This window comes from Rossellomorea sp. FS2 (assembly GCF_047915635.1).
Taxonomy (GTDB): Bacteria; Bacillota; Bacilli; order Bacillales; family Bacillaceae_B; genus Rossellomorea; species Rossellomorea marisflavi_A.
In genome coordinates this window covers 286,247-307,858 of the sequence record NZ_JBLRVS010000007.1, presented here as the reverse complement: position 1 = coordinate 307,858, position 21,612 = coordinate 286,247, and the positions used below count along the sequence as shown (strand labels likewise).

General features: G+C 51.5%; 19 protein-coding genes and 1 riboswitch. Of the genes, 14 read left to right on the top strand and 5 right to left on the bottom strand.

The window, feature by feature from the left end; genetic code table 11:
- Positions 1–110: 110 nt before the first annotated feature.
- Both ACNA6I_RS20880 and ACNA6I_RS20875 read right to left on the bottom strand, forming a co-directional pair.
- Entirely contained in the window at positions 111–260 is a 150-nt protein-coding gene (locus ACNA6I_RS20880) for a hypothetical protein (RefSeq protein ID WP_416314119.1), read from the bottom strand.
- A 45-nt stretch (positions 261–305) separates the two neighbouring features.
- Positions 306–455, bottom strand: a complete 150-nt coding sequence (locus ACNA6I_RS20875) for a hypothetical protein (protein ID WP_159130225.1) — start codon at positions 453–455, stop codon at positions 306–308.
- Positions 456–479: 24 nt separating this feature from the next.
- On the opposite strand from ACNA6I_RS20875, the gene ACNA6I_RS20870 reads away from it, so the two are divergent.
- Complete coding sequence (locus ACNA6I_RS20870; protein ID WP_416314118.1) at positions 480–701, top strand: hypothetical protein; 222 nt, start codon at positions 480–482, stop codon at positions 699–701.
- 113 nt (positions 702–814) lie between these two features.
- The gene (locus ACNA6I_RS20865; RefSeq protein WP_148794492.1) at positions 815–1,240 is read left to right on the top strand and encodes a hypothetical protein; all 426 of its coding nucleotides are present in this window, start codon (positions 815–817) and stop codon (positions 1,238–1,240) included.
- A 150-nt stretch (positions 1,241–1,390) separates the two neighbouring features.
- Here ACNA6I_RS20865 and ACNA6I_RS20860 read toward each other — a convergent pair whose 3' ends face one another.
- From ACNA6I_RS20860 to cls, 3 genes are read right to left on the bottom strand one after another with little or no spacing between them, the layout of a single operon-like run.
- A complete protein-coding gene (locus ACNA6I_RS20860) occupies positions 1,391–2,038 on the bottom strand; it encodes a hypothetical protein (RefSeq protein WP_063191446.1) in 648 nt (215 codons plus the stop codon).
- A 34-nt stretch (positions 2,039–2,072) separates the two neighbouring features.
- On the bottom strand, positions 2,073–3,026 hold the full coding sequence (gene uvsE, locus ACNA6I_RS20855) for a UV DNA damage repair endonuclease UvsE (RefSeq protein ID WP_416314117.1): 954 nt from the start codon (positions 3,024–3,026) through the stop codon (positions 2,073–2,075).
- Positions 3,027–3,039: 13 nt separating this feature from the next.
- Positions 3,040–4,245, bottom strand: a complete 1,206-nt coding sequence (cls, locus tag ACNA6I_RS20850; protein ID WP_252265343.1) for a cardiolipin synthase — start codon at positions 4,243–4,245, stop codon at positions 3,040–3,042.
- A 269-nt stretch (positions 4,246–4,514) separates the two neighbouring features.
- On the opposite strand from cls, the gene ACNA6I_RS20845 reads away from it, so the two are divergent.
- The 12 genes from ACNA6I_RS20845 to ACNA6I_RS20790 all read left to right on the top strand — a co-directional run bounded on the left by ACNA6I_RS20845 (position 4,515) and on the right by ACNA6I_RS20790 (position 21,602).
- Positions 4,515–6,629, top strand: a complete 2,115-nt coding sequence (locus ACNA6I_RS20845) for a (Fe-S)-binding protein (protein WP_048004820.1) — start codon at positions 4,515–4,517, stop codon at positions 6,627–6,629.
- 166 nt (positions 6,630–6,795) lie between these two features.
- A complete protein-coding gene (locus ACNA6I_RS20840; RefSeq protein WP_048015006.1) occupies positions 6,796–7,977 on the top strand; it encodes an acetyl-CoA C-acetyltransferase in 1,182 nt (393 codons plus the stop codon).
- 26 nt (positions 7,978–8,003) lie between these two features.
- On the top strand, positions 8,004–8,852 hold the full coding sequence (locus ACNA6I_RS20835) for a 3-hydroxybutyryl-CoA dehydrogenase (protein ID WP_048014299.1): 849 nt from the start codon (positions 8,004–8,006) through the stop codon (positions 8,850–8,852).
- Positions 8,853–8,886: 34 nt separating this feature from the next.
- A complete protein-coding gene (locus tag ACNA6I_RS20830; protein ID WP_048004822.1) occupies positions 8,887–10,023 on the top strand; it encodes an acyl-CoA dehydrogenase in 1,137 nt (378 codons plus the stop codon).
- Positions 10,024–10,047: 24 nt separating this feature from the next.
- Positions 10,048–11,187: an acyl-CoA dehydrogenase gene (locus ACNA6I_RS20825; protein WP_048004823.1), complete on the top strand. Its 1,140-nt coding sequence runs from the start codon at positions 10,048–10,050 to the stop codon at positions 11,185–11,187.
- A 53-nt stretch (positions 11,188–11,240) separates the two neighbouring features.
- Positions 11,241–11,894 (top strand): TetR/AcrR family transcriptional regulator, encoded by a 654-nt coding sequence (locus tag ACNA6I_RS20820; RefSeq protein ID WP_048014989.1) that lies wholly within the window; start codon positions 11,241–11,243, stop codon positions 11,892–11,894.
- Positions 11,891–15,148, top strand: a complete 3,258-nt coding sequence (gene icmF / locus ACNA6I_RS20815) for a fused isobutyryl-CoA mutase/GTPase IcmF (RefSeq protein ID WP_048014988.1) — start codon at positions 11,891–11,893, stop codon at positions 15,146–15,148. The genes ACNA6I_RS20820 and icmF overlap by 4 nt, the downstream gene beginning before the upstream one ends.
- Before the next feature lie 301 nt (positions 15,149–15,449).
- A complete protein-coding gene (gene rpoE / locus ACNA6I_RS20810) occupies positions 15,450–16,016 on the top strand; it encodes a DNA-directed RNA polymerase subunit delta (RefSeq protein ID WP_416314116.1) in 567 nt (188 codons plus the stop codon).
- A gap of 370 nt (positions 16,017–16,386) precedes the next feature.
- The gene (locus ACNA6I_RS20805) at positions 16,387–17,991 is read left to right on the top strand and encodes a CTP synthase (protein ID WP_416314115.1); all 1,605 of its coding nucleotides are present in this window, start codon (positions 16,387–16,389) and stop codon (positions 17,989–17,991) included.
- 256 nt (positions 17,992–18,247) lie between these two features.
- Entirely contained in the window at positions 18,248–18,394 is a 147-nt protein-coding gene (locus ACNA6I_RS20800; protein ID WP_416314114.1) for a hypothetical protein, read from the top strand.
- 391 nt (positions 18,395–18,785) lie between these two features.
- Positions 18,786–18,892, top strand: a riboswitch (SAM riboswitch).
- Positions 18,893–18,991: 99 nt separating this feature from the next.
- Entirely contained in the window at positions 18,992–20,065 is a 1,074-nt protein-coding gene (locus ACNA6I_RS20795; RefSeq protein ID WP_416314113.1) for a sugar ABC transporter substrate-binding protein, read from the top strand.
- A gap of 31 nt (positions 20,066–20,096) precedes the next feature.
- On the top strand, positions 20,097–21,602 hold the full coding sequence (locus tag ACNA6I_RS20790) for a sugar ABC transporter ATP-binding protein (protein ID WP_048014216.1): 1,506 nt from the start codon (positions 20,097–20,099) through the stop codon (positions 21,600–21,602).
- Positions 21,603–21,612 lie beyond the last annotated feature (10 nt).

Below are 21,612 nucleotides of genomic sequence, written 5' to 3'. Positions count from 1 at the left end.
TGCTCGTTTTTTTGTGTTGTGGATATGGAGAGATGTGGGAATAGGGGCCGTTCAATCCGCTGCATTGCACTGTGTGGTGATGGAGGAGGTAGGCATGATGCATTTCTGCTTTAGAAGAGGATCTTGGTGGAATCAAAGTCCGTTCCATTCCGCTGCGACCGTCCGCTTTCCTCGGGAAGTGAGTCGAGCCTCCTCAGCTGCGCTTCCGGGGTCTCGGGCATCCCTCTATTCCCGAAGGAGTCAGTCGGCCTTCGCTGCATTGCACTTTGTGGTGATGGAGGAGGTAGGCATGATGCATTTCTGCTTTAGAAGAGGATCTTGGTGGAATCAAAGTCCGTTTCATTCCGCTGCGGCCGCCTGCTTTCCTCGGGGAGTGAGTCGAGCCTCCTCAGCTGCGCTTCCGGGGTCTCGAGCTTTCCTCTATTTCCGAAGGAGTCGGCCGGTTTTCGCTGCATTGCACTGTGTAGTGATGGAGGAGGTTGAGAAGGCTGCTTCCTGCTTTTGATGAAGATCATGGTGGAATCAGGGTCGTTTCATTCCGTTGCGGCCGCCTGCTTTCCTTGGGGAGTGAGTCGAGTCTCCTCAGCTGCGCTTCCGGGATCTCGAGCATCCCTCTATTCCCGAAGGAGTCAGTCGACCTTCGCTGCATTGCCTTTGTGGTGATGGAGGAGGTTGTGAAGGCTACAATCTGCTTTAGATGAGGAACAAGGTGGAATCAGGACCGTTTCATTCCGCTGCGGCCGCCTGCTTTCCTCGGGGAGTGATGTGTAATAATTTTCCTGTTATGATCATTCAATAAGAGGCGGTGGGATGGATGATGAGGAAGTATCTATGTGTGTTTGCTGTGTTGTGTTTTTTGACGGGGTGTGGGGTGACGGATTGGGATGATTTGAAGCCGCCTGATCTGATCATTTCTGCGGGGGAAGAGGACTTGTCGTATACGTTGGGTACGTTTACTTGGTCGGAAAATAAAAGGGCGGTTGCGTCTGACGCTCCTTCTATTCCTGACCTTGTCGATGGGACCAATGAGGTAGCAGCAGGGGAAACAGTATCGATCGAGTTTGAACAGGAGCCGACTTTGATTGAGGTTGGCGTTTGGGAGGATGAAGACGTGGATCTTAAACGAATTGCCGGCCGTACCATTAACCTACCGGATGAAAAGGGGGCATTCCTATACGTCATTAGAGCTGAGTGGCCGGAAGGGGACGGCATATATGCTCTTTCTATCAATACCAAGTAAGATAGCCCATTGCTTTTGAAGGCGAACCAAGAAGTCCTGACCTCCTGTTGTATGCAGTTGCCCGGGTTCCAGTGTGTAGGCAGTTCGGGTCACCCTGTGCATGGGAAAGTCCAGCACAGACTCTACATTCCACTGTCTGAAGGATGGACCTCAAGTTTCCAAACGCACATATCCAAACCGCTCCCACTTCTGAAACGTCCCTTTAATGGAAAACGGCACAGGGAATGCAAAGAGGGGGCCGTCGAAGACAAAGGAATGAAATTCACCGTTTTCTCCGCAGGGGTCCACATGTTCAGGCAGGTCTTGGAGGAAAGATTCATCATACTCCCTGCCTAAAAAGGAAGAATCAAGCTGCTCTTCATCCACACAGACGATGATGGCCCGGTAGCCGCGTTGGATGAAGCGCTTAGACAAGCTTTTCGTGTCCTCTCCCCATAAAGGGAAGACGGGCTGCAGTCCAGACGACTCCAGTTGCTTCTCCCTATAGTTCCGGATCTCGGCTAAGAAGAGGTCACCGAACGCCATCTCGGTGAAGCCCTCATGCAAAAGCCCATGGACGGCTGTGCCCATGGTCTCTTCGTATTGTTTATTGGACGGCGTATCTTCGAATAAAACGGGATAGAGGGGGATGCCCAGGGCTTCAGCCTGGATCTTTACAAGCTCCAGGGGGACCTCGTGCATCATCATCGTGGAAGAGGCCTTTTGGAACGTGGTCAGTAGTCCATGAGCGGTTCCGATTTTGTCCAGCATCATCATGCTGTCGCGTCCCCCGCTCCAGGACAGGCATATTTTGGTCATGGGAATCATCCTTTTTCTTCCCAGTATATCAAACTCACCAGGTAAGGGAGGCACCGGAAATGCGTTTGACACCCCGGATGGAGGAAAGGTCCTCCACGAGCTTCAGCATGGCGAGATCTTTATGCTTTGCTTCCACCATGATGTCGATGTCCTGATCGAGCTCTTTCACCTGTTTCATGAAGCCCTCGACAAAGGATGAGTCGACGAGATCGGCATGGGAGCGGAACGCCTTCTCCGATCTTGGGGAAGAGACGTGGATTTTCGGTACTAAATCCCGGTGATGCCAGGTGTTGAAGATGTCCGGTAAAAGATCCTCGAGCGGCTGTTCACTTAGGTTCGCCTCGTGGTGATGGATATCGAGGACCATGGGGATGTGCGATTGTTTGCACGCAGCCAGCGTTTCGCCAGCGTCGTAGGTCTTGTCGTCATTCTCGAGCGTCATGACCCTGCGTGCTTCATCCGGGAGCGTTTTAAGGTTTTCATGGAACCGTTCCAAGGTTTTTTCCTTGTCCCCATAGGTCCCGCCGATGTGGATGTTGATGACGCCTTGATCCTCTATGCCCATGAGTTCCAACATCCGGTAGTGGTACATCATATCCTTGACCGCGTTTTCCGTTACATGGTCCCGGGGACTGGTGAAAAGGGTGTATTGGTTCGGATGGAAGCTTGCACGGATCCCGAATTTCCGGATCAGGTCTCCAAGTTCTTTCCATTCATTTTTAAACAGTGCGTGGAAGTCCCATTCCACCTCTGGATGGGTAGCGAGGGGTACGAGGGAACTCGAGAGCCGGTATACTTCGATTTCATGGGAGGCGCAGAAGTAGAGGATCCGCTTCGTATGGTACAGGTTGAGTGCGGTCACTTCCTTCAATTTATCCATCCGTTCGGAGGCTGGAAGCTCCGTGTAGCGTTTGAATGTCATTGTTTTGGCTGGGCTTGCATCCCACAGGCTGAGGGAGTTGGCCACGAATCCGAAGCGTATCTTCATCAGGCGATCCCTCCTAGAGTAAGATTGATATGGCTCCGCCGATCTTTTCCTTGATCCTGGTCATGACGGATACGTTCGACAGGTCCTCTGCTGAAAGCAGGTCCGATTCCATCATATCCTTCGCGATCTCTTTTTTCAGCGTACCGATGAAGGCCTTATCGAAGATCAGATTGTTCAATTCCAAATTGATGAAAAAGCTCCGCTGATCAAAATTGGCCGTGCCGATATCGCAGAAGTGGTCATCGATGACAAGAATCTTCGCATGATAAAAGCCATTCAGAAATTGGTAAACCTTCGCACCTTTTGGGATAAGCTCCCTGAAATAAGGGAAGGCGGTTTCTTTGACGATCATATGGTCGGCATTGTCCGGGACGATGATGGACACATCAACGCCACGGTCGAGTGCGCGGCAAAGGGCATCCATCAAGATGGGAGTAGGGATGAAGTAAGGCGTCCCGATGATGATTTCTTCCTTGGCTTCGTCGATGAATTCCCGGAAGAAATCTTCGATGTTGACTCCTTCTGTAGGGAAGATCCGATGCTTGATCAGACCCTTCTCCGGTTCAGGGAAGTATTTCGGATCATCCTCGATCTGCTTTCGGGAGCCACGGTACCAATCAATGGTGAACTCCGTCTGCAGATCATGCACGCCCTCACCTACGATCCTCAGATGATAATCCCTCCAAGGAGAAAGCTCTGGCTTGTCGTTCTCATCGATGTACTCTTTCCCGACATTGTAGCCACCCATGTAGGCAATGACCCCGTCGATGACGGTGATCTTCCGGTGGTTCCGCTGTTGAGAGGAGAAGAAGAGGTAGGGGAGCCTTACTTTCTGTGTGAAGGCAACCTCCACGCCAGCATCTTTCATTTCCCTGACCTTTGATTTAGAAACGCTGAAGCTCCCGAGTTGATCCATGAGGAGTCGCACTTCCAGACCTTCCCTTGCCTTTTCCATGAGCAGGTCCATGAACCGGAAGCCGAGATGGTCATCCTGGACAATATAGAAAAGCACATGGATCGACGAGGTCGCCATCTTCATTTCTTTGAACATCGTGTCAAAAAGATCCGGTCCCCTCGAAAAGAGCCGGATATCGCTCTCGCGTACAGGGTAATCGCGTTTCATGCGCGTCCGGATGAAATGTTGTCTTCCTAGTTTAAAATCGACTGCCACCCAGGCAGCCGCAATGAATAGTATTCCAATGATTATGATCCACCACATCTACATCACTCTCTCATTCGAGTTCTTATTAGTATGTCCGTACGAGGTATTTCCTTTGCATCCTTTCTTCTTTTCCCTTTCGTATGACGGTGGAAACCTGGCGGGGATGGATCCTGCAACGGAGGAAATGAAAAGGTTTTCAAAAATAAAGAAAAATCATTGACTGAATGCTCATTCATTATATAATGGAGGTAAGGATTATTCAGAATATTTATTTGGTTTGAAAAGTTCGCGCGGAACTGGACCAAAGAAGGGGGAGGGTTTGTTCCATGAACGGATTATTGATCGTGAACTGGATTGCATTCATCTTGGTGACTGTCTACGCAATCAGTTTGTTCGTCTATGTGGTGAAAACAAGAATAGAATTCATCAAGCTCGGAAAGAAAGTAGAGTTCGATCAACGTTTCAAAGAGCGTTTCCAGAAGATCCTGGTGAATGTATTCGGTCAAAAAAAGCTACTAAAGGATAAAAAGAGCGGGATCATCCATGTGATGTTCTTTTATGGATTCATCCTTGTGCAATTCGGTGCCATTGATTTCATCGTGAAGGGCTTAGCACCGGGCAGTCATCTGCCGCTTGGTCCGTTGTATCCCGGCTTTACCTTCTTCCAGGAGATCGTCACGCTGATGATCCTGGTCGCCGTCGTATGGGCCTTCCATCGCCGGTATGTGGAGAAACTTGTGCGTTTGAAGCGTGGATTCAAGTCCGGCCTCGTGCTCCTGTTCATCGGGGGTCTCATGCTGTCAGTCCTTGTCGGGAACGGCATGAGCCTGATCTGGCACGTTGAAGAACTTTCATGGACGGAGCCGGTTGCATCCCTCATTGGGGGAGCGCTTGGTGGAATCGGGGAAACGGCCTCTGTCGCGATCTTCTACGTCGCCTGGTGGATTCACCTTTTGTTCCTTCTGGCATTCCTTGTGTACGTGCCTCAATCCAAGCACGCTCACTTGATTGCAGGACCGGCCAATGTGTACTTCAACCGTCTTGATCCACCCGGCAAGCTGAAAGCCATCGATTTTGAAGATGAAACGGTCGAAAGCTATGGTGTTGGGAAGATCGAAGAGTTCACCCAGACGCAGATGATCGATTTTTATGCGTGTGTGGAGTGTGGACGATGTACGAATATGTGTCCTGCGACGGGTACAGGTAAGATGCTCTCGCCGATGGATCTCATCGTGAAGCTGCGTGACAACCTGACGAACCACGGGGCCGCCGTTACGCAGAAAAAGCCGTGGGTTCCGACATTTGCCTTCAATCATACGAAGGGGAACCAGCTCGCCATGGCAGGGGCGACTGCTGCCGCAGAAGAAGCGGCTTCGGCATCTGCCTACAGCCCCAGCCTCATCGGGGATGTCATCACGGAAGAAGAGATCTGGGCATGTACGACCTGCCGTAACTGTGAAGACCAATGCCCGGTCATGAATGAGCACGTCGATAAGATCATCGACCTCCGTCGCTATCTTGTCCTGACGGAAGGAAAGATGGATGCCGACGCCCAGCGTGCGATGCAGAACATCGAGCGTCAGGGGAATCCGTGGGGTCTTAACCGGAAGGAACGTGAGAACTGGCGTGAAGCTCGCGAAGATGTTCACATCCCGACGGTCAAGGAACTGAAGAAGGCCGGCGAAGAGTTCGAATTCCTCTTCTGGGTCGGAAGCATGGGTTCATTCGATAACCGCAGTCAAAAGATCGCCCTTTCCTTCGCCAAGCTGATGAATGAAGCGGGTGTGAAATTCGCCATCCTCGGTAACAAGGAGAAGAACTCCGGTGACACGCCTCGCCGCCTCGGGAATGAATTCCTGTTCCAGGAGCTTGCAGGCCAGAATATCGCAGAGTTCGAGAAGAACGACGTGAAGAAGATCGTGACCATCGATCCGCATGCATACAACATCTTTAAGAATGAGTACCCGGACTTCGGGCTCGAAGCGGAAGTCTATCACCATACAGAACTCCTGTACGAACTGGTGAGGGATGGCAGGTTGAAGCCAACGTATGAAGTGAGGGAAACGATCACCTTCCATGACTCCTGCTACCTCGGGCGCTACAATGAAGTATATGATCCGCCGCGTGAGATCCTCAAAGCCATTTCCGGCGTGACGTTGGTTGAAATGGACCGGAATCGTGAAAAAGGCATGTGCTGCGGAGCCGGTGGCGGACTCATGTGGATGGAGGAAGACGCAGGGCACCGCGTGAACGTATCGCGTACAGAGCAGGCGCTTGCTGTCGCACCTTCTGTCATCTCTTCCGGCTGTCCATATTGCCTCACCATGCTGTCTGATGGGACGAAGGCAAAGGAAGTGGAAGAAACGGTATCGACCCTGGATGTAGCAGAACTGCTTGAGAAAGCCGTTTGTGGAAGCGGTCCGGATCAAGCCGCCTCTTAATCTAGTAAAAAAGGTTTGAAAAGGAATTAATTTCAAGTACAATGAAGAAGGAGGGACGTTTTCAGTCCCTCTTCATTTGATCAGTTGGTGAGCGAGCGTTCAGTCGTCAGCTTTTTTATTTCAACAATATTGTAAGCGTATACAAAGAAGAGAGGGAGCGATGGAGATGGGCAGAACAGTCATAGTGGAAGGGGCAAGGACCCCGTTCGGTAAATTCGGGGGCGGATTGAGCGGTTTTACGGCTTCGGAACTCGGTGGATTGGCCGTCAAGGAAGCACTGGAGCGCTCCGGGGTCAGCCCGGCAGACGTCGAAGAAGTGATCCTCGGCAGCGTACTCCAGGGAGGGCAGGGTCAGATCCCTTCCCGACAGGCGGCGAGACATGCCGGACTTCCGTGGGAGGTCAGGACCGAGACGATCAATAAGGTGTGCGCATCCGGAATGAGGAGTGTGACGTTCGGTGATCAGATCATCCGTGCCGGGGACGGGGAAGTCATCGTCGCAGGCGGGATGGAATCCATGTCCAACGCTCCCTACCTTCTCCCGAAAGCACGCTGGGGCTATAAGATGGGTGACTCGAGCGTGAAGGATCTCATGGTCCATGACGGTCTGACCTGCAGCTTCAATGGGGTCCACATGGGTACCTACGGAAATTCAACCGCAAAGGAATTCGATCTCTCAAGGGAAGAACAGGACGAGTGGGCGCTGCGCAGTCATCAGCGAGCCGTGGAAGCTTCTGGACTGCTGTCGGAAGAAATCGTACCGGTCTCCGTTCCGCAGAGAAGGGGAGAGCCATTGGTGATCTCTCAGGATGAAGCACCGAGAAAGAGTACGTCCCTCGAGGCGCTATCGAAGCTTTCACCGGTGTTCGATCACGATGGGAGCATCACGGCGGGAAATGCGCCGGGAGTCAACGACGGAGCATGCGCCATGGTCCTGATGAGCGAAGAGCGGGCCGGGAAAGAAGGGAAGGAACCCCTTGCCACGATCATCGGCTCCCATGCCGTAGCCGTGGAGGCAAAGGATTTCCCTCAAACTCCGGGACTCGTCATCAACGGGCTGCTTGAGAAAACAGGCAAGAGATTGGAAGAGATCGATTTGTTCGAAATCAATGAAGCATTTGCGGCAGTGGCATTGACCAGCGCCAAGATCGCCGGTCTTGATAAAGAAAAAGTGAATGTCAATGGAGGGGCAGTAGCCCTCGGTCATCCGATCGGGGCCAGCGGAGCCAGGATCATCCTGACCCTTGCATATGAACTGAGAAGACGTGGAGGCGGAATCGGGATTGCTTCCATCTGCAGTGGAGGCGGCCAGGGAGATGCCGTCATGATTGAGGTACCGAAGAAGTGAGGAAATCCAAAAAGGGGGAAATGAGTGTGTCGATTCAAAAGGTAATGGTAATCGGAGCGGGTCAAATGGGATCAGGAATCGCCCAGGTATGTGCCCAGGCAGGATATGACGTGACACTGAACGATTTGAAAGGGGAATTCGTCGAGAGGGGTCTATCATCCATCGAGAAGAATCTCGCTCGCGCCGTAGAGAAGGGCAGGATGTCTGCGGATGAGAAAGATCAGACGACAGGAAGACTGAGTTCCTCCACAGACCTACAAGATGCCAAAGGGGTGGACCTTATAATCGAGGCGGCTGTTGAGAACATGGACATCAAGAAGACGATCTTCGCTCAGCTTGATGAAATTGCGCCGGAGCATACGATCCTTGCGACGAATACATCATCCCTTCCCATCACCGAGATTGCTGCTGCGACCAATCGTCCTCAACAGGTGATCGGGATGCACTTCATGAATCCTGTGCCGGTCATGAAGCTCGTTGAGATCATCAGGGGTCTGGCCACTTCAGACGAAGTGTATGCAGCCATCGAAGACATGACGAACAAGCTCCAGAAGACGCCGGTTGAAGTGGAAGACTTCCCAGGGTTCGTGGCAAACCGGATCCTCATGCCCATGATCAATGAGGCGGTCTACACCTTGTATGAAGGGGTCGCAAGCAAGGAAGACATCGACAGTGTGATGAAGCTCGGAATGAATCACCCGATGGGCCCGCTTACGTTGGCAGACTTCATCGGACTCGATACATGCCTGTACATCATGGAAACACTCCATGAAGGGTTCGGCGACGACAAGTACCGTCCATGTCCGCTGCTCAGGAAATATGTCAAGGCAGGCTGGCTTGGACGCAAGACAGGAAGAGGCTTCTACGAATATTGAGTCCCATAGGCCATACAACAGGGAGGAATGAAGCATGGAACTTCGTTTCACAGAAGAGCAGAAGATGATGAGGAAGATGGTAAGGGACTTTGCTGATTCTGAGATCAGTCCATTCATCGAGAGGATGGAAGCTGGGGAGTTTCCCCGGGAGATCCTGAACAAGATGGCAGAACTCGGGTTGATGGGGATCACGATCCCTGAAGAGTATGGAGGCGCAGGGATGGATTTCACCTCTTATATCATCGCCATCCATGAGCTGTCGAGGGTGAGCGCCACAATCGGGGTCATCCTGTCGGTCCATACGTCGGTCGGCACGAATCCGATCCTCTATTTCGGTACGGAAGAACAGAAACAAACCTATATCCCGAAGCTTGCCAGCGGGGAATACCTGGGTGCATTCTGCCTGACGGAGCCGAGTGCGGGATCCGATGCAAAGAGCTTGAAAACGAAGGCTGAAGACCGGGGTGATCACTTTGTGTTGAACGGCTCCAAGGTCTTCATCACGAATGGCGGGGAAGCGGATACGTACATCGTGTTCGCCGTGACGGATCCCGATATGGGAAGCCGCGGCGTCTCGGCCTTTATCGTCGAGAAAGGGACGGAAGGGCTCGTGATCGGGAAGGACGAACATAAGATGGGGCTCCACGGATCACGGACGGTCCAGCTGACGTTTGAAGACATGAAGGTACCTGCCGGGAATCTTCTCGGCAAGCGCGGGGACGGATTCAGGATCGCCATGAACAACCTTGATGTCGGCCGCATCGGCATTGCGGCCCAGGCTCTTGGGATCGCTGAAGCCGCGTTCGATTTCTCAACGGCTTACGCTAAAGAGCGCGCGCAGTTCGGGAAGCCGATCGCCGCCCAGCAGGGTATCGGCTTTAAACTTGCCGATATGGCAACGGCCGTGGAAGCATCGAAGCTTCTTGTATACCGGGCGGCTGATCTCCGTTCGCGGGGAGTCTCCTGTGGCAAGGAAGCGAGCATGGCCAAGTTATTCGCCTCAAAAGCCGCCGTCGACGTTTCGACGGAAGCGATCCAGGTTTACGGAGGGTACGGCTATACGAAGGAATATCCCGTGGAGAGGCTCTTCCGGGATGCCAAAGTGACGGAAATCTACGAAGGTACGAGCGAGATCCAGCGGATGGTGATCGGGAAGCACCTGCTTGTTTAACAATCATGAGATGGGGGAACGAAGATGAATTTCAAATTATCCGAAGAGCATGAAATGATCCGGAAGATGGTCCGCGATTTTGCCAGGAACGAAGTGGCGCCGACGGCTGCTGAGAGAGATGAAGAAGAGCGCTTCGATATGGAGCTTTTCCATAAGATGGCCGAACTCGGACTGACGGGCATTCCCTGGCCGGAGGAATATGGCGGTATCGGAAGTGACTTCCTCGCCTATTGCATCGCAGTAGAAGAGCTCTCCAGGGTGTGCGCATCGATCGGGGTGACGCTCTCCGCCCATACGTCCCTTGCCGGGTGGCCGGTCTATAAATTCGGTACGGAAGAACAGAAACAGAAATATCTCCGGCCGATGGCACAAGGGGAGAAAATCGGGGCATACGGTCTCACGGAGCCGGCATCGGGATCAGATGCGGGCGGTATGAAGACGACTGCACGCCTTGATGGGGACCACTACGTGTTGAACGGCTCGAAGATCTTCATCACGAACGGCGGCATCGCCGATACCTACATCGTATTCGCCCTGACCGATCCATCACAGCGTCAGCGCGGAACGAGTGCCTTCATCGTCGAGAAGGATTTCCCAGGTTTCTCAGTAGGGAAAAAAGAGAAGAAGCTCGGAATCCGCTCTTCACCGACGACGGAAATCATCTTTGAAGACTGCAAAGTACCGAAGGAAAACCTTCTCGGAAAAGAAGGGGAAGGCTTCAAGATCGCCATGATGACCCTTGATGGAGGCAGGAACGGCATCGCGGCCCAGGCAGTGGGGATTGCCCAGGGTGCCCTCGATGCGTCCGTTGACTATGCGAAGGAAAGGGAACAGTTCGGGAAGCCGATTGCTGCGAATCAAGGAATTTCCTTCAAGATTGCTGATATGGCGACCAGCATCGAGGCATCCAGACTCCTGACCTATCAAGCAGCCTGGCTCGAGTCGGAAGGCCTTCCATACGGGAAAGAATCGGCCATGTCAAAATTGATGGCAGGGGATACAGCCATGAAGGTGACGACAGAAGCCGTCCAGATCTTCGGTGGGTACGGCTATACGAAAGACTACCCGGTGGAACGGTTCATGAGGGATGCGAAAATCACACAAATCTATGAGGGAACGCAGGAAATCCAACGCCTCGTCATCTCACGGATGGTAACGAAATAAAGAGAAACAAAGGGGTTAAGGGGTCATAAAGCACGGGAAGGCGGTCGATTGTAGTGAAAGACAAAAGAGAAGTCCATGCGTCGGTCAAGGATGAACGTTTGGTAGAGAAGAGGCGGGATCAAATGATCAAAGGGGCTGTCTCACTATTTAAACAAAAGGGGTTTCATCGCACCACGACAAGAGAGATTGCAAAGGCCGCCGGATTCAGTATCGGAACGCTCTATGAATATATACGGACAAAGGAAGATGTGCTGTATCTTGTCTGCGACAGGATCTATGAACAAGTAAGATTGGAGCTGGAAGAATTGGATGTGGGAGAAGGGACGATGGAGAGCCTGAAGCTTGGCATCGCCCATTACTTCCAGGTGATGGACCGGATGCAGGATGAGGTGCTTGTCATGTATCAGGAAGCGAAGTCGCTGTCGAAAGACGCCCTGCCGTACGTTTTGAAAAAAGAGATGGAAATGGTCGGCATGGTAGAAGGGCTCATCCAAAGCTGTGTAGACAGGGGACGACTGGATCTGGATTCAGAGCGGATCCATCTCCTTGCACAGAATGTCTTCGTCCAGGGGCAGATGTGGGGATTCCGCCGCTGGGCGCTCCAAAAGCGCTTTTCATTGGAAGACTATATGAATCTTCAAATCGATCTGCTGTTCGCAGGAGTCGTAGGATATGAGACACATGGAAGAACAGGGGGAGTCATATGAGCACGGTAGAGATCTATAAGCCAAAGCACCATGTCCGCTTCGTCACGGCATCGAGCCTGTTTGACGGACATGATGCGTCGATCAACATAATGCGGAGGATCATCCAGGCAAGCGGGGCGGAAGTCATCCATCTTGGGCATAACCGGTCCGTGGAAGAAGTCGTCAATGCAGCCATCCAAGAAGATGTTCAGGGTATCGCCATCTCCTCTTACCAGGGTGGACACGTCGAATATTTCAAATACATGTATGATCTTTTAAACGAGAGGGGTGCCGGCCATATCCGCATCTACGGTGGCGGTGGCGGCGTCATCATCCCGAAGGAGATCAAGGAACTTCATGAGTACGGCATCGCCCGGATCTTCTCACCGGAAGACGGAAGGACACAGGGCCTTCAAGGGATGATCAACCGGATGATCGAGGAATGCGACTACCCGACGATCAAAGGGACGGAAAGTAAGGAAGTGGAAAATCTCGCAGGTGGGAGCGTCAATGCGATCTCCAGGTTGATTTCACTCGCTGAGTACCAGGTCGGTGCCAAAGAGGAAGTGGCAGCAGCCGCTCAATCGGTCTTCACGGAAATCAAAGGTCTCGCAAGCAAAGTACCGGTCCTTGGAATCACGGGAACGGGGGGAGCCGGAAAAAGTTCCCTCACGGATGAACTGATCCGCCGCTTCCTGAACGAACTGCCAGAGAAGAAGATCGCGGTCTTGTCCATCGATCCGACGAAACAGAAGACAGGCGGGGCACTCCTAGGTGACAGGATCCGGATGAACGCCATCTTTAACCCGAGAGTGTACATGAGAAGTCTTGCCACGCGCGGTTCCAGGACCGAGCTTTCCCTCGCCATCCAAGACGCGATCAATGTCGTGAAAGCGGCAGGCTACGATCTTGTCGTGGTGGAAACGAGCGGTATCGGCCAGGGGGATGCTGAAATCGCAGAAATCTGTGATCTGTCCATGTACGTGATGACAAGCGAGTTCGGTGCACCATCACAGCTGGAAAAGATTGATATGATCGATTACGCGGACCTAATCGTCATCAACAAGTTCGAACGCAAAGGATCAGAAGATGCGCGGAGGCAGGTGCAAAAGCAGTATCAGCGGAGCCATCTATTATTCGATCAGGACCTCGATGAGATGCCGGTATACGGCACCATCGCAAGTCAGTTCAATGATCCCGGAACAAACGCCCTGTTTGCTGCTGTCGTCGATACCGTAAACGGCAAGATGAACCTCGGATGGGAAACAGGATTTTCGAAGAATGTGGACGTGGAAAAACAAAACGTCATCATCCCGAACGACCGCCGTTACTATTTGAGGGAAATCGCTGAAACGGTCCGGAATTATCACAGGAAAGCAGAGGAGCAGTCCGATCTTGCCCGCCGTCTCTTCCAGCTCGAGGGGGCCATTGAAGCCGTTGGGGAACAAGGGGATGTCACGACCTCCCTCACCACGTTGAAAGACGAGGTGGAAAAGAAACTGACGGAGCAATCGAAGGAGATCCTGGGAGGATGGGAGAACCTCAAGGAAACATACAGCAAAGACTCATTCGTCACGAAGGTCCGCGATCGTGAAATCGTGACTGAGCTCAAAACCAAAAGCTTATCCGGCCTGAGCATCCCGAAGGTCGCCCTCCCGAGATATAAGGATTACGGGCAGATCCTTGAATGGGTGTATAAAGAAAATGTACCGGGCTCGTTCCCGTACACGGCGGGTGTGTTCCCGTTCAAGCGAAAAGGGGAAGATCCAAAGCGACAATTTGCAGGAGAAGGGACACCTGAACGGACGAACCGCCGTTTTCACTACCTGTCCAAAGATGATGACGCCAAGCGTCTCAGTACGGCATTCGATTCCGTCACCCTTTACGGGGAGGATCCCGATCACCGTCCCGATATCTACGGGAAAGTAGGGGAGAGCGGCGTCAGCATCTGTACCCTTGAAGATATGAAGAAGCTGTATGCAGGATTCGATCTTTGTGCCCCGTCCACATCGGTCTCCATGACAATCAACGGTCCGGCACCGATCATCCTTGCCATGTACATGAATACAGCCATCGATCAGCAGATCAAGATCAAAGAAGAAGAGCTTGGGCGCATCCTCACCGTCGAGGAGTATGCAAACGTCCGGGAAGAGACCTTGAGTGTCGTACGCGGCACCGTCCAGGCGGATATCCTGAAGGAGGACCAGGGGCAGAATACATGTATCTTCTCCACGGAGTTCGCCCTCAGGATGATGGGGGATATCCAGCAGTACTTCATCGATCATAAGGTGAGGAACTATTATTCTGTTTCCATCTCCGGCTATCATATCGCCGAAGCGGGAGCGAATCCGATTTCGCAGCTTGCCTTCACCCTCGCCAATGGATTCACGTATGTCGAGTACTACCTCAGCAGGGGAATGGATATCAATGCATTTGCACCGAATCTTTCCTTCTTCTTCTCCAACGGATTGGATCCTGAGTATACGGTCATCGGCCGTGTGGCAAGACGGATCTGGTCGACGGTCATGAGGGATAAATACGGAGCGAACGAGCGCAGCCAGAAGCTGAAGTATCACATTCAGACGTCAGGAAGGTCGCTTCACGCACAGGAGATCGACTTCAATGATATCCGCACGACCTTACAGGCGCTCATGGCCCTTCAGGATAACTGTAACTCCCTTCATACCAACGCGTATGATGAAGCCATCACGACGCCTACGGAGGAATCGGTCCGCCGGGCCATGGCGATCCAGATGATCATCACGAAGGAGCACGGTCTCTCGAAGAATGAAAATCCACTTCAGGGAGCCTTCATCGTGGAGGAGCTGACGGATCTGGTCGAGGAAATGGTGCTCGCAGAGTTCGACCGCATCAATGATCGCGGGGGCGTCCTAGGAGCCATGGAAACCCAGTATCAGCGCGGTAAGATCCAGGAAGAGTCCATGTTCTATGAAATGAAGAAGCATTCCGGTGAGCTTCCGATCGTCGGAGTGAACACGTATCTCAATCCGAATCCTCCTTCTGAAGAGGATGTGGACGGGATGGAACTTGCCCGTGCAACCAAGGAAGAGAAAGAAACCCAGATTCGCAATCTCAAAGCGTTCCAGCAGGGCCATGGCGACAAGACGGAAGAAGCGCTCAAGCGCTTGAAGATGTCTGCCGTTGAAGGCGGGAATATTTTCGAAGAGCTGATGGAGACGGTCAAAGTGGCGAGCCTCGGTCAAATTACAAGAGCCCTTTATGAAGTCGGCGGGCAATACCGCCGAAATATGTAAAAACGTATGCATCCGAACGGCTGCGCCCATCTCACCCGGGCGCAGAGTTCGGTTTTTTTATCCTTTGGGGGATGAGTGCTTGCCATCTTTCTTTAGAAACTATAAGATGAGCGTATTCCCATGAATCGGTCATGAAGCTGACAGCCCTGACCTTCCGAAGAAAATGTTCGGTAAAATCTAGATAATTCTAGCATAAAGACTTGTAATTTGTTTATAATGGTGAATATGGTCTAAACCTGATAATGGACAATTTTTGCCCTTTTTTATTCTACCTAGTAGATTGTTTAAATAGAGAAAGGAAGTGCGTACATTGAGTCTAAAGCAATTATCCAAAGAAGAATTGCGTCAAACAGCATTTATCGAGCTTGCCCACGCCATCTTGAAAGAAAGAAAGCAGGCCCTTGGTTTCCAGGAAATCCTTGATGAAATCACTAGTCTGACAGGTGCGTCAAAAGAAGAAGTGAAATCAAGACTTGCCCAGTTCTATACGGACCTCAACATCGACGGTCAGTTCCTGGCCCTTGGTGATAATCGTTGGGGACTCAGGGAGTGGTATCCAGTCGATCAAATCGAGGAAGAAACCGTTCCTACGATGAAATCATCTGCCAAAAAGAAAAAAGCGAAGAAAACCGATGAAGACGATCTTGATCTGGACGAATTCGATGATCTTGAAGATGAAGACCTTGATTTCGACGACCTTGATGATACAGAAGAAGACGATCTTACAGACGATGACGATCTGGATGAAGAAGATGCGGACGACGTGGAAGATCTGGAAGAAGAAGAAGATCTGGATATCGATGAGTTTGATGAAGATGATGAAGATGAAGAAGATCTCGAAGAAGACGAGGAAGAGGAGAACAAGTAATCTCTCCATCCCATGTCCTGAATTCTATGCTTGACTTCTTCCTTTGAGGAAGGTAGTATTTTATTTGGGCTCCTCAAAAGAGGACTGATCGAGTATATCAACGCTCCCCTTACGATTTGTAAGCGGGGCGTTTTTTATTTTTTTCCGGGAATGATCCCGGAAGACGGGCGTATCGGGGCGGATTTCGCCTCACCCCTTATAATCTCATGTATAACGAAAAAAAGAGGCTGTCTTTTTAACGATGATGCCATGGAATAATTCAAAGAATGGACTTCCCGTACTTTGAACATGATAAACCCATGGCGTGCGTACATAAGAGACACCCTCTACTTTTTTTGAACAAACTATATTCTTGAAGGGGGACATATACATGACTAAGTATATTTTCGTAACAGGCGGCGTAGTGTCGTCACTAGGGAAAGGGATCACAGCAGCGTCCCTTGGCAGATTGTTGAAAAATCGTGGCATCAGCGTCACGATCCAAAAATTCGATCCATACATCAACGTGGATCCGGGAACGATGAGCCCGTATCAGCACGGGGAAGTATTCGTAACCGATGATGGCGCCGAGACGGACCTTGACCTTGGTCACTATGAGCGCTTCGTCGACATCAACCTGACAAAATACAGCTCTGTGACAACAGGGAAAATCTACTCTGCGGTCCTGAAAAAAGAGCGTCGAGGCGATTATCTTGGGGGGACGGTTCAAGTCATCCCTCACATCACGAATGAAATCAAAGAGCGCGTATACCGTGCCGGCCGTGAAACGAACTCCGATGTCGTCATCACGGAAATCGGCGGAACGGTTGGGGATATCGAATCCCTTCCATTCCTTGAAGCCATCCGTCAAATCAAGAGTGATGTGGGTCGCGACAACGTCATGTACATCCACTGTACGCTTGTTCCTTACATCAAAGCAGCGGGTGAAATGAAAACAAAACCGACGCAACACAGCGTGAAAGAACTTCGCAGCCTGGGAATCCAGCCGAATGTCATCGTTGTCCGTGCAGAAATGCCGATGACTCAAGACATGAAGGACAAGATCGCCCTGTTCTGTGACATCGACAAGCATGCGGTCATCGAAGCAACAGATGCCGACACCCTATACTCCATCCCACTATCCCTACAGGAGCAAAAGCTCGATGAACTCACGTGTCAGCACCTTAAGCTTGAATGCCATGAGCCTGATATGACCGAATGGACAGAGCTCGTTGAACGCGTCCGCAACCTATCGCGCAAAACGACGATCGCCCTTGTCGGTAAATATGTAGAGCTTCAAGATGCGTACATTTCCGTTGTGGAAGCACTCCGCCATGCCGGGTACCATTTCGACAGCGACATCCAAGTGAAATGGTTGAACTCAGAGCTCATCAATAAAGAGAACGTTCAAGAACAACTGGCTGATGCCGATGGGATCCTTGTCCCTGGAGGATTCGGCGACCGCGGTGTCGAAGGGAAGATCGTGGCAACCCAGTATGCACGTGAGAACAAAGTTCCGTTCCTTGGAATCTGCCTTGGCATGCAGCTTGCTTCCGTAGAATATGCACGTAACGTCCTTGGACTGGAAGGCGCACATTCTGCAGAATTGAATCCTGATACACCGCATCCGATCATCGACCTTCTGCCTGAGCAAAAGGATATTGAAGACCTTGGTGGGACACTCCGCCTCGGACTTTACCCTTGTAAGCTGACTGAAGGCTCAAAAGCCTATGCAGCCTATGATGGAGAAGTGGTGTATGAGCGCCATCGCCACCGTTTCGAATTCAACAATCACTACCGTGAGCAAATGGAGAAAGCAGGATTTGTCTTCTCAGGAACAAGCCCGGACGGACGTCTTGTGGAAGTCATCGAGCTTAGCGACCACCCATGGTTCGTCGCTTCCCAGTTCCACCCGGAATTCACATCCCGCCCGACACGTCCGCAGCCTCTCTTCAGAGATTTCATCGAAGCGACGCTTGCTTACGGAGAAAACTGATCACGATCATGAACGCCGCCGGCTTATGCCGGCGGTTTTTTTGTGAATTGACACGTTTAAAAGGATCACATCTTCTTTTGCTTTGGAAGAGAAGGGTGGTGGGGAAGGGATGGAGTAGGGGCAGGGGGAAGTTGGTAATAAGGGTCGGAAGTCGATTATAAAAGTTGGTAGTTGATCATAAAGCTTCCAAGTTGAAAATAACCCGTCAAAGTTGTCAGTAGATTTCGATAAAAAAGCGGAAGTTGGTAATAAAAAGTTGAAAGTCGGTAGAAAAACTCCAGAAGTTGAAAATAAAAATGAAAAAGTCGGTAATAAATGGGTTGGTGGAGAGGTAAAAGGGATGGGAATGGTGAAAAATGATTGGATTTTCTACAAATTAAGGGATGAAAGAGCCCCATCATAGCCCCGCTACACCCATTTTTGATCCAGTCGGCAAAAATCGCCCCTCCTTTTCTTGAAATAACCCATCGTTCACTCCATCCAACGTGCCGCACCACTCACCATAGAATAGCTGAATGCTAACTTAGAAAACCCCGTGGACCATCTAACCACCCTTTCAGTGGTTTATTCATACGTAATAGTCACCACAAAGTGGACGGAAGCGGAAGTGTCTCGACTGCCTCCCCGTGGAAATCAAGTCCCTGCAGCGAAAGGGAACGCCCCCCGTTCCTGTTCATTGCTTTTTGAAGGAGAGAACGATTAGGCTTTAAACTTATAGAATTCCAAAAAGAATATTGACAATATTCACTCACCTCGTTAAGATATCCAATATGTAATCAAAATTTCATAGTTTTCTCTTATAAAGAGTTGGCAGAGGGACTGGCCCGATGATGCCCGGCAACCTACCGTATACACGGAAAGGTGCTAAGACCTGCAGGATGTGATTCCTGAGTGATAAGAGTGCGTTCATCCGTACATACACCTCTTTTCCTCAGGAAAAGAGGTTTTTATTTTTGTAGAGAAAAAATGAGGCGGGAAGATCCCGGAAGGAGAAGAGAGAATGAAAAAGGTTTTATCAGTACTCTTATTTGCGACACTACTCATCACACTGGCTGCCTGTCAGCCGAACGTATCGTCAGAATCCAAAGGGGAAGAAAAGCAGGGGACGTCCGAGCACCCGCTGGCAGGGAAGAAGATTGCCTTGATCATGCAGATCAACCTGGGGACGTTCTCGGCCCAGTATATTGAAGGAGTAAAAGAGCAGGTGAAGAAATTCGGCGGGGAAGTACAGGTATTCACTTCTGAAGGGGACTTGGCCAAAATGTCTTCGAATCTGGATGCGGCCATCAACCAGAAGTTTGATGGGATCCTCATTGACCACGGCACGAAGGAAGCGTTGCAATCAGGAGTGGAAAAAGCAAAAGAGGCCAAGATACCGGTCGTCGTGTTTGATGCCGATGTGGAATCGGATGGTGTGACCGTCCTTGAACAGGGGGATCAGCAGATGGCGGAACAGACCCTTTCCAAACTCTCTGATGAGCTTGGAGGCAAGGGGAATATCGTGAAAATCTGGGTGGCAGGATTCGCTCCGATGGAAAGGCGTCAAGTCGCGTATCAGGAGTTCCTGAAAGAGAACCCGGATATCAAAGAAGTGGCTGCATTCGGAGCGGCGACCAACAACACGGCCCTGGATACCCAGGCACAGATGGAAGCGATCCTGAAGCAGTATCCGAAAGGAGAAATCGATGCGGTATGGGCCGCGTGGGATGAATTCGCCAAAGGGGCCGTCCGTGCCATCGAAGCGGCAGGGAGAAACGAGATCAAGGTGTACGGAATCGATATGAGCGACGAAGATCTCCAGATCATCCAGAAAGAAGGAAGCCCATGGGTGGCGTCCGCAGCAGTGGACCCGAAGGATATCGGCCGCGTGCAGGTCCGCTTCCTTTACCAAAAGCTTGACGGGGAGGAAACGCCTCAAACGGTGAAGCTTGAACCGGTCTTCGTCGAGAAAGAGCAGCTTCCGGAAGAAACGATCACCACCGATCAATTGAGTGAGCATATCGACGGCTGGGGGGCGAGCGAACAAGGGTATTCCAACGAGTTGAAGAAGCTCGAGGCATCATTTGAATCGTAAAGGAGTGGACGATGTGTCTGCTGTAGTGGAAATGGTGAAGATGAACAAAGCGTTTGCCGGGGTGCAGGCACTGAAGGAGGCTTCTTTTGAAGTAAGGGCAGGAGAAGTGCATGCGCTCTTGGGGGCAAACGGTGCAGGGAAAAGTACCCTGATGAAAATCCTGTCCGGCGCGTATGAGCAGGATGAAGGGGAGATCCGCCTGAACGGTGAGAAGGTGACATGCCGCACGCCTAAGGAAGCAAAGGACCATGGGATCCACTGTGTGTATCAGGAAGTCGACACGGCGCTCATAGCCGGGTTGAGTGCCATGGAAAATATCCTGTTGGACGATTTTTCCCCGGGAGGATCCTTCTTCATCCGGAAGAAAGCGATGGAGAAAAAGGCGGGGGAAGGGTTGAAGCGGATCAAGCATGAATCGATCCCTTTGCAGGAACCGGTGGGCAGGCTCAGTCTTGCGGATAAACAGATGATTTTATTGACGAGGTGCCTCCTGAGGGATGCCAAGGTCCTGATATTGGATGAGCCCACTGCCCCCCTCAGCTCTACGGAAACAGAAAAACTGTTCCGTGTCATTGAAGAGTTGAAGGCGTCTGGCGTTGCCATCATCTTCATTTCCCACCGGCTGCCGGAAGTCTTCCAGATCTCCGACCGCATCACGGTCATGAAGGACGGAGGCACGGTGGGAACGTACGAAACGCAGGAAGTCACGCCGAGGGCCATCGTCGAAGCGATGATCGGGGGGACATACAAAGAGGAGTTCAACCGGAATCAGTCGGTGACCGGTGACGTATTATTCGAGGCAAGTGGTGTCTCGGATGGTGCGTTGCTGAAGGATATATCGCTCACCGTACGTGAAGGGGAGATCGTAGGCGTGGCCGGGCTTGTCGGCGCAGGCAAGACCGAACTTGCCAAGTCGCTCTTCGGGGCCGTGCCAGCCAAAGGCCGATTCAAGCTGAAGGGAAAAGAGATCGGCCACTCCAGCCCTGTGGATGCGGTCCGTAACGGTCTTGCGCTGGTACCGGAAGAACGGAGGAAGGAGGGCTTGTTCGTCCATGAGTCCATCCGGAAGAATCTGAGCTTCCCGGCTTTACGATCCATTTCAAAGAACCTATGGATCAATAAGGAAAAGGAAAGGGAGATGTCACGGGAAGTCATTGCATCCCTTGGCATCAAGGCGTCCAGTGACAGCCTGCATGCCCACTATTTGAGCGGGGGTAATCAACAAAAGGTGGCCATCGGGAAGTGGCTCACCATGGATGCATCCCTGTTATTGTTCGATGAGCCCACCAAAGGGGTGGACGTTGGGGCAAAAAAAGAGATTTTCCACTTGATCCAGTCCCTTGCGGAAAAAGGGAAGGGGATCCTGTACTTCTCCTGTGAACTGCAGGAGATCATGGCGATTTCTGATCGCATCCTGGTCATGTACGACGGGGAGGTCGTGAAGGAATTGACCAGGGAAGAAGCAACCCAGGAGACGATTTTGTACTACGCTTCAGGAGGGAAGGACACACGTGAAGACGCTCGACTATTTGTTTAAATACGGGGCC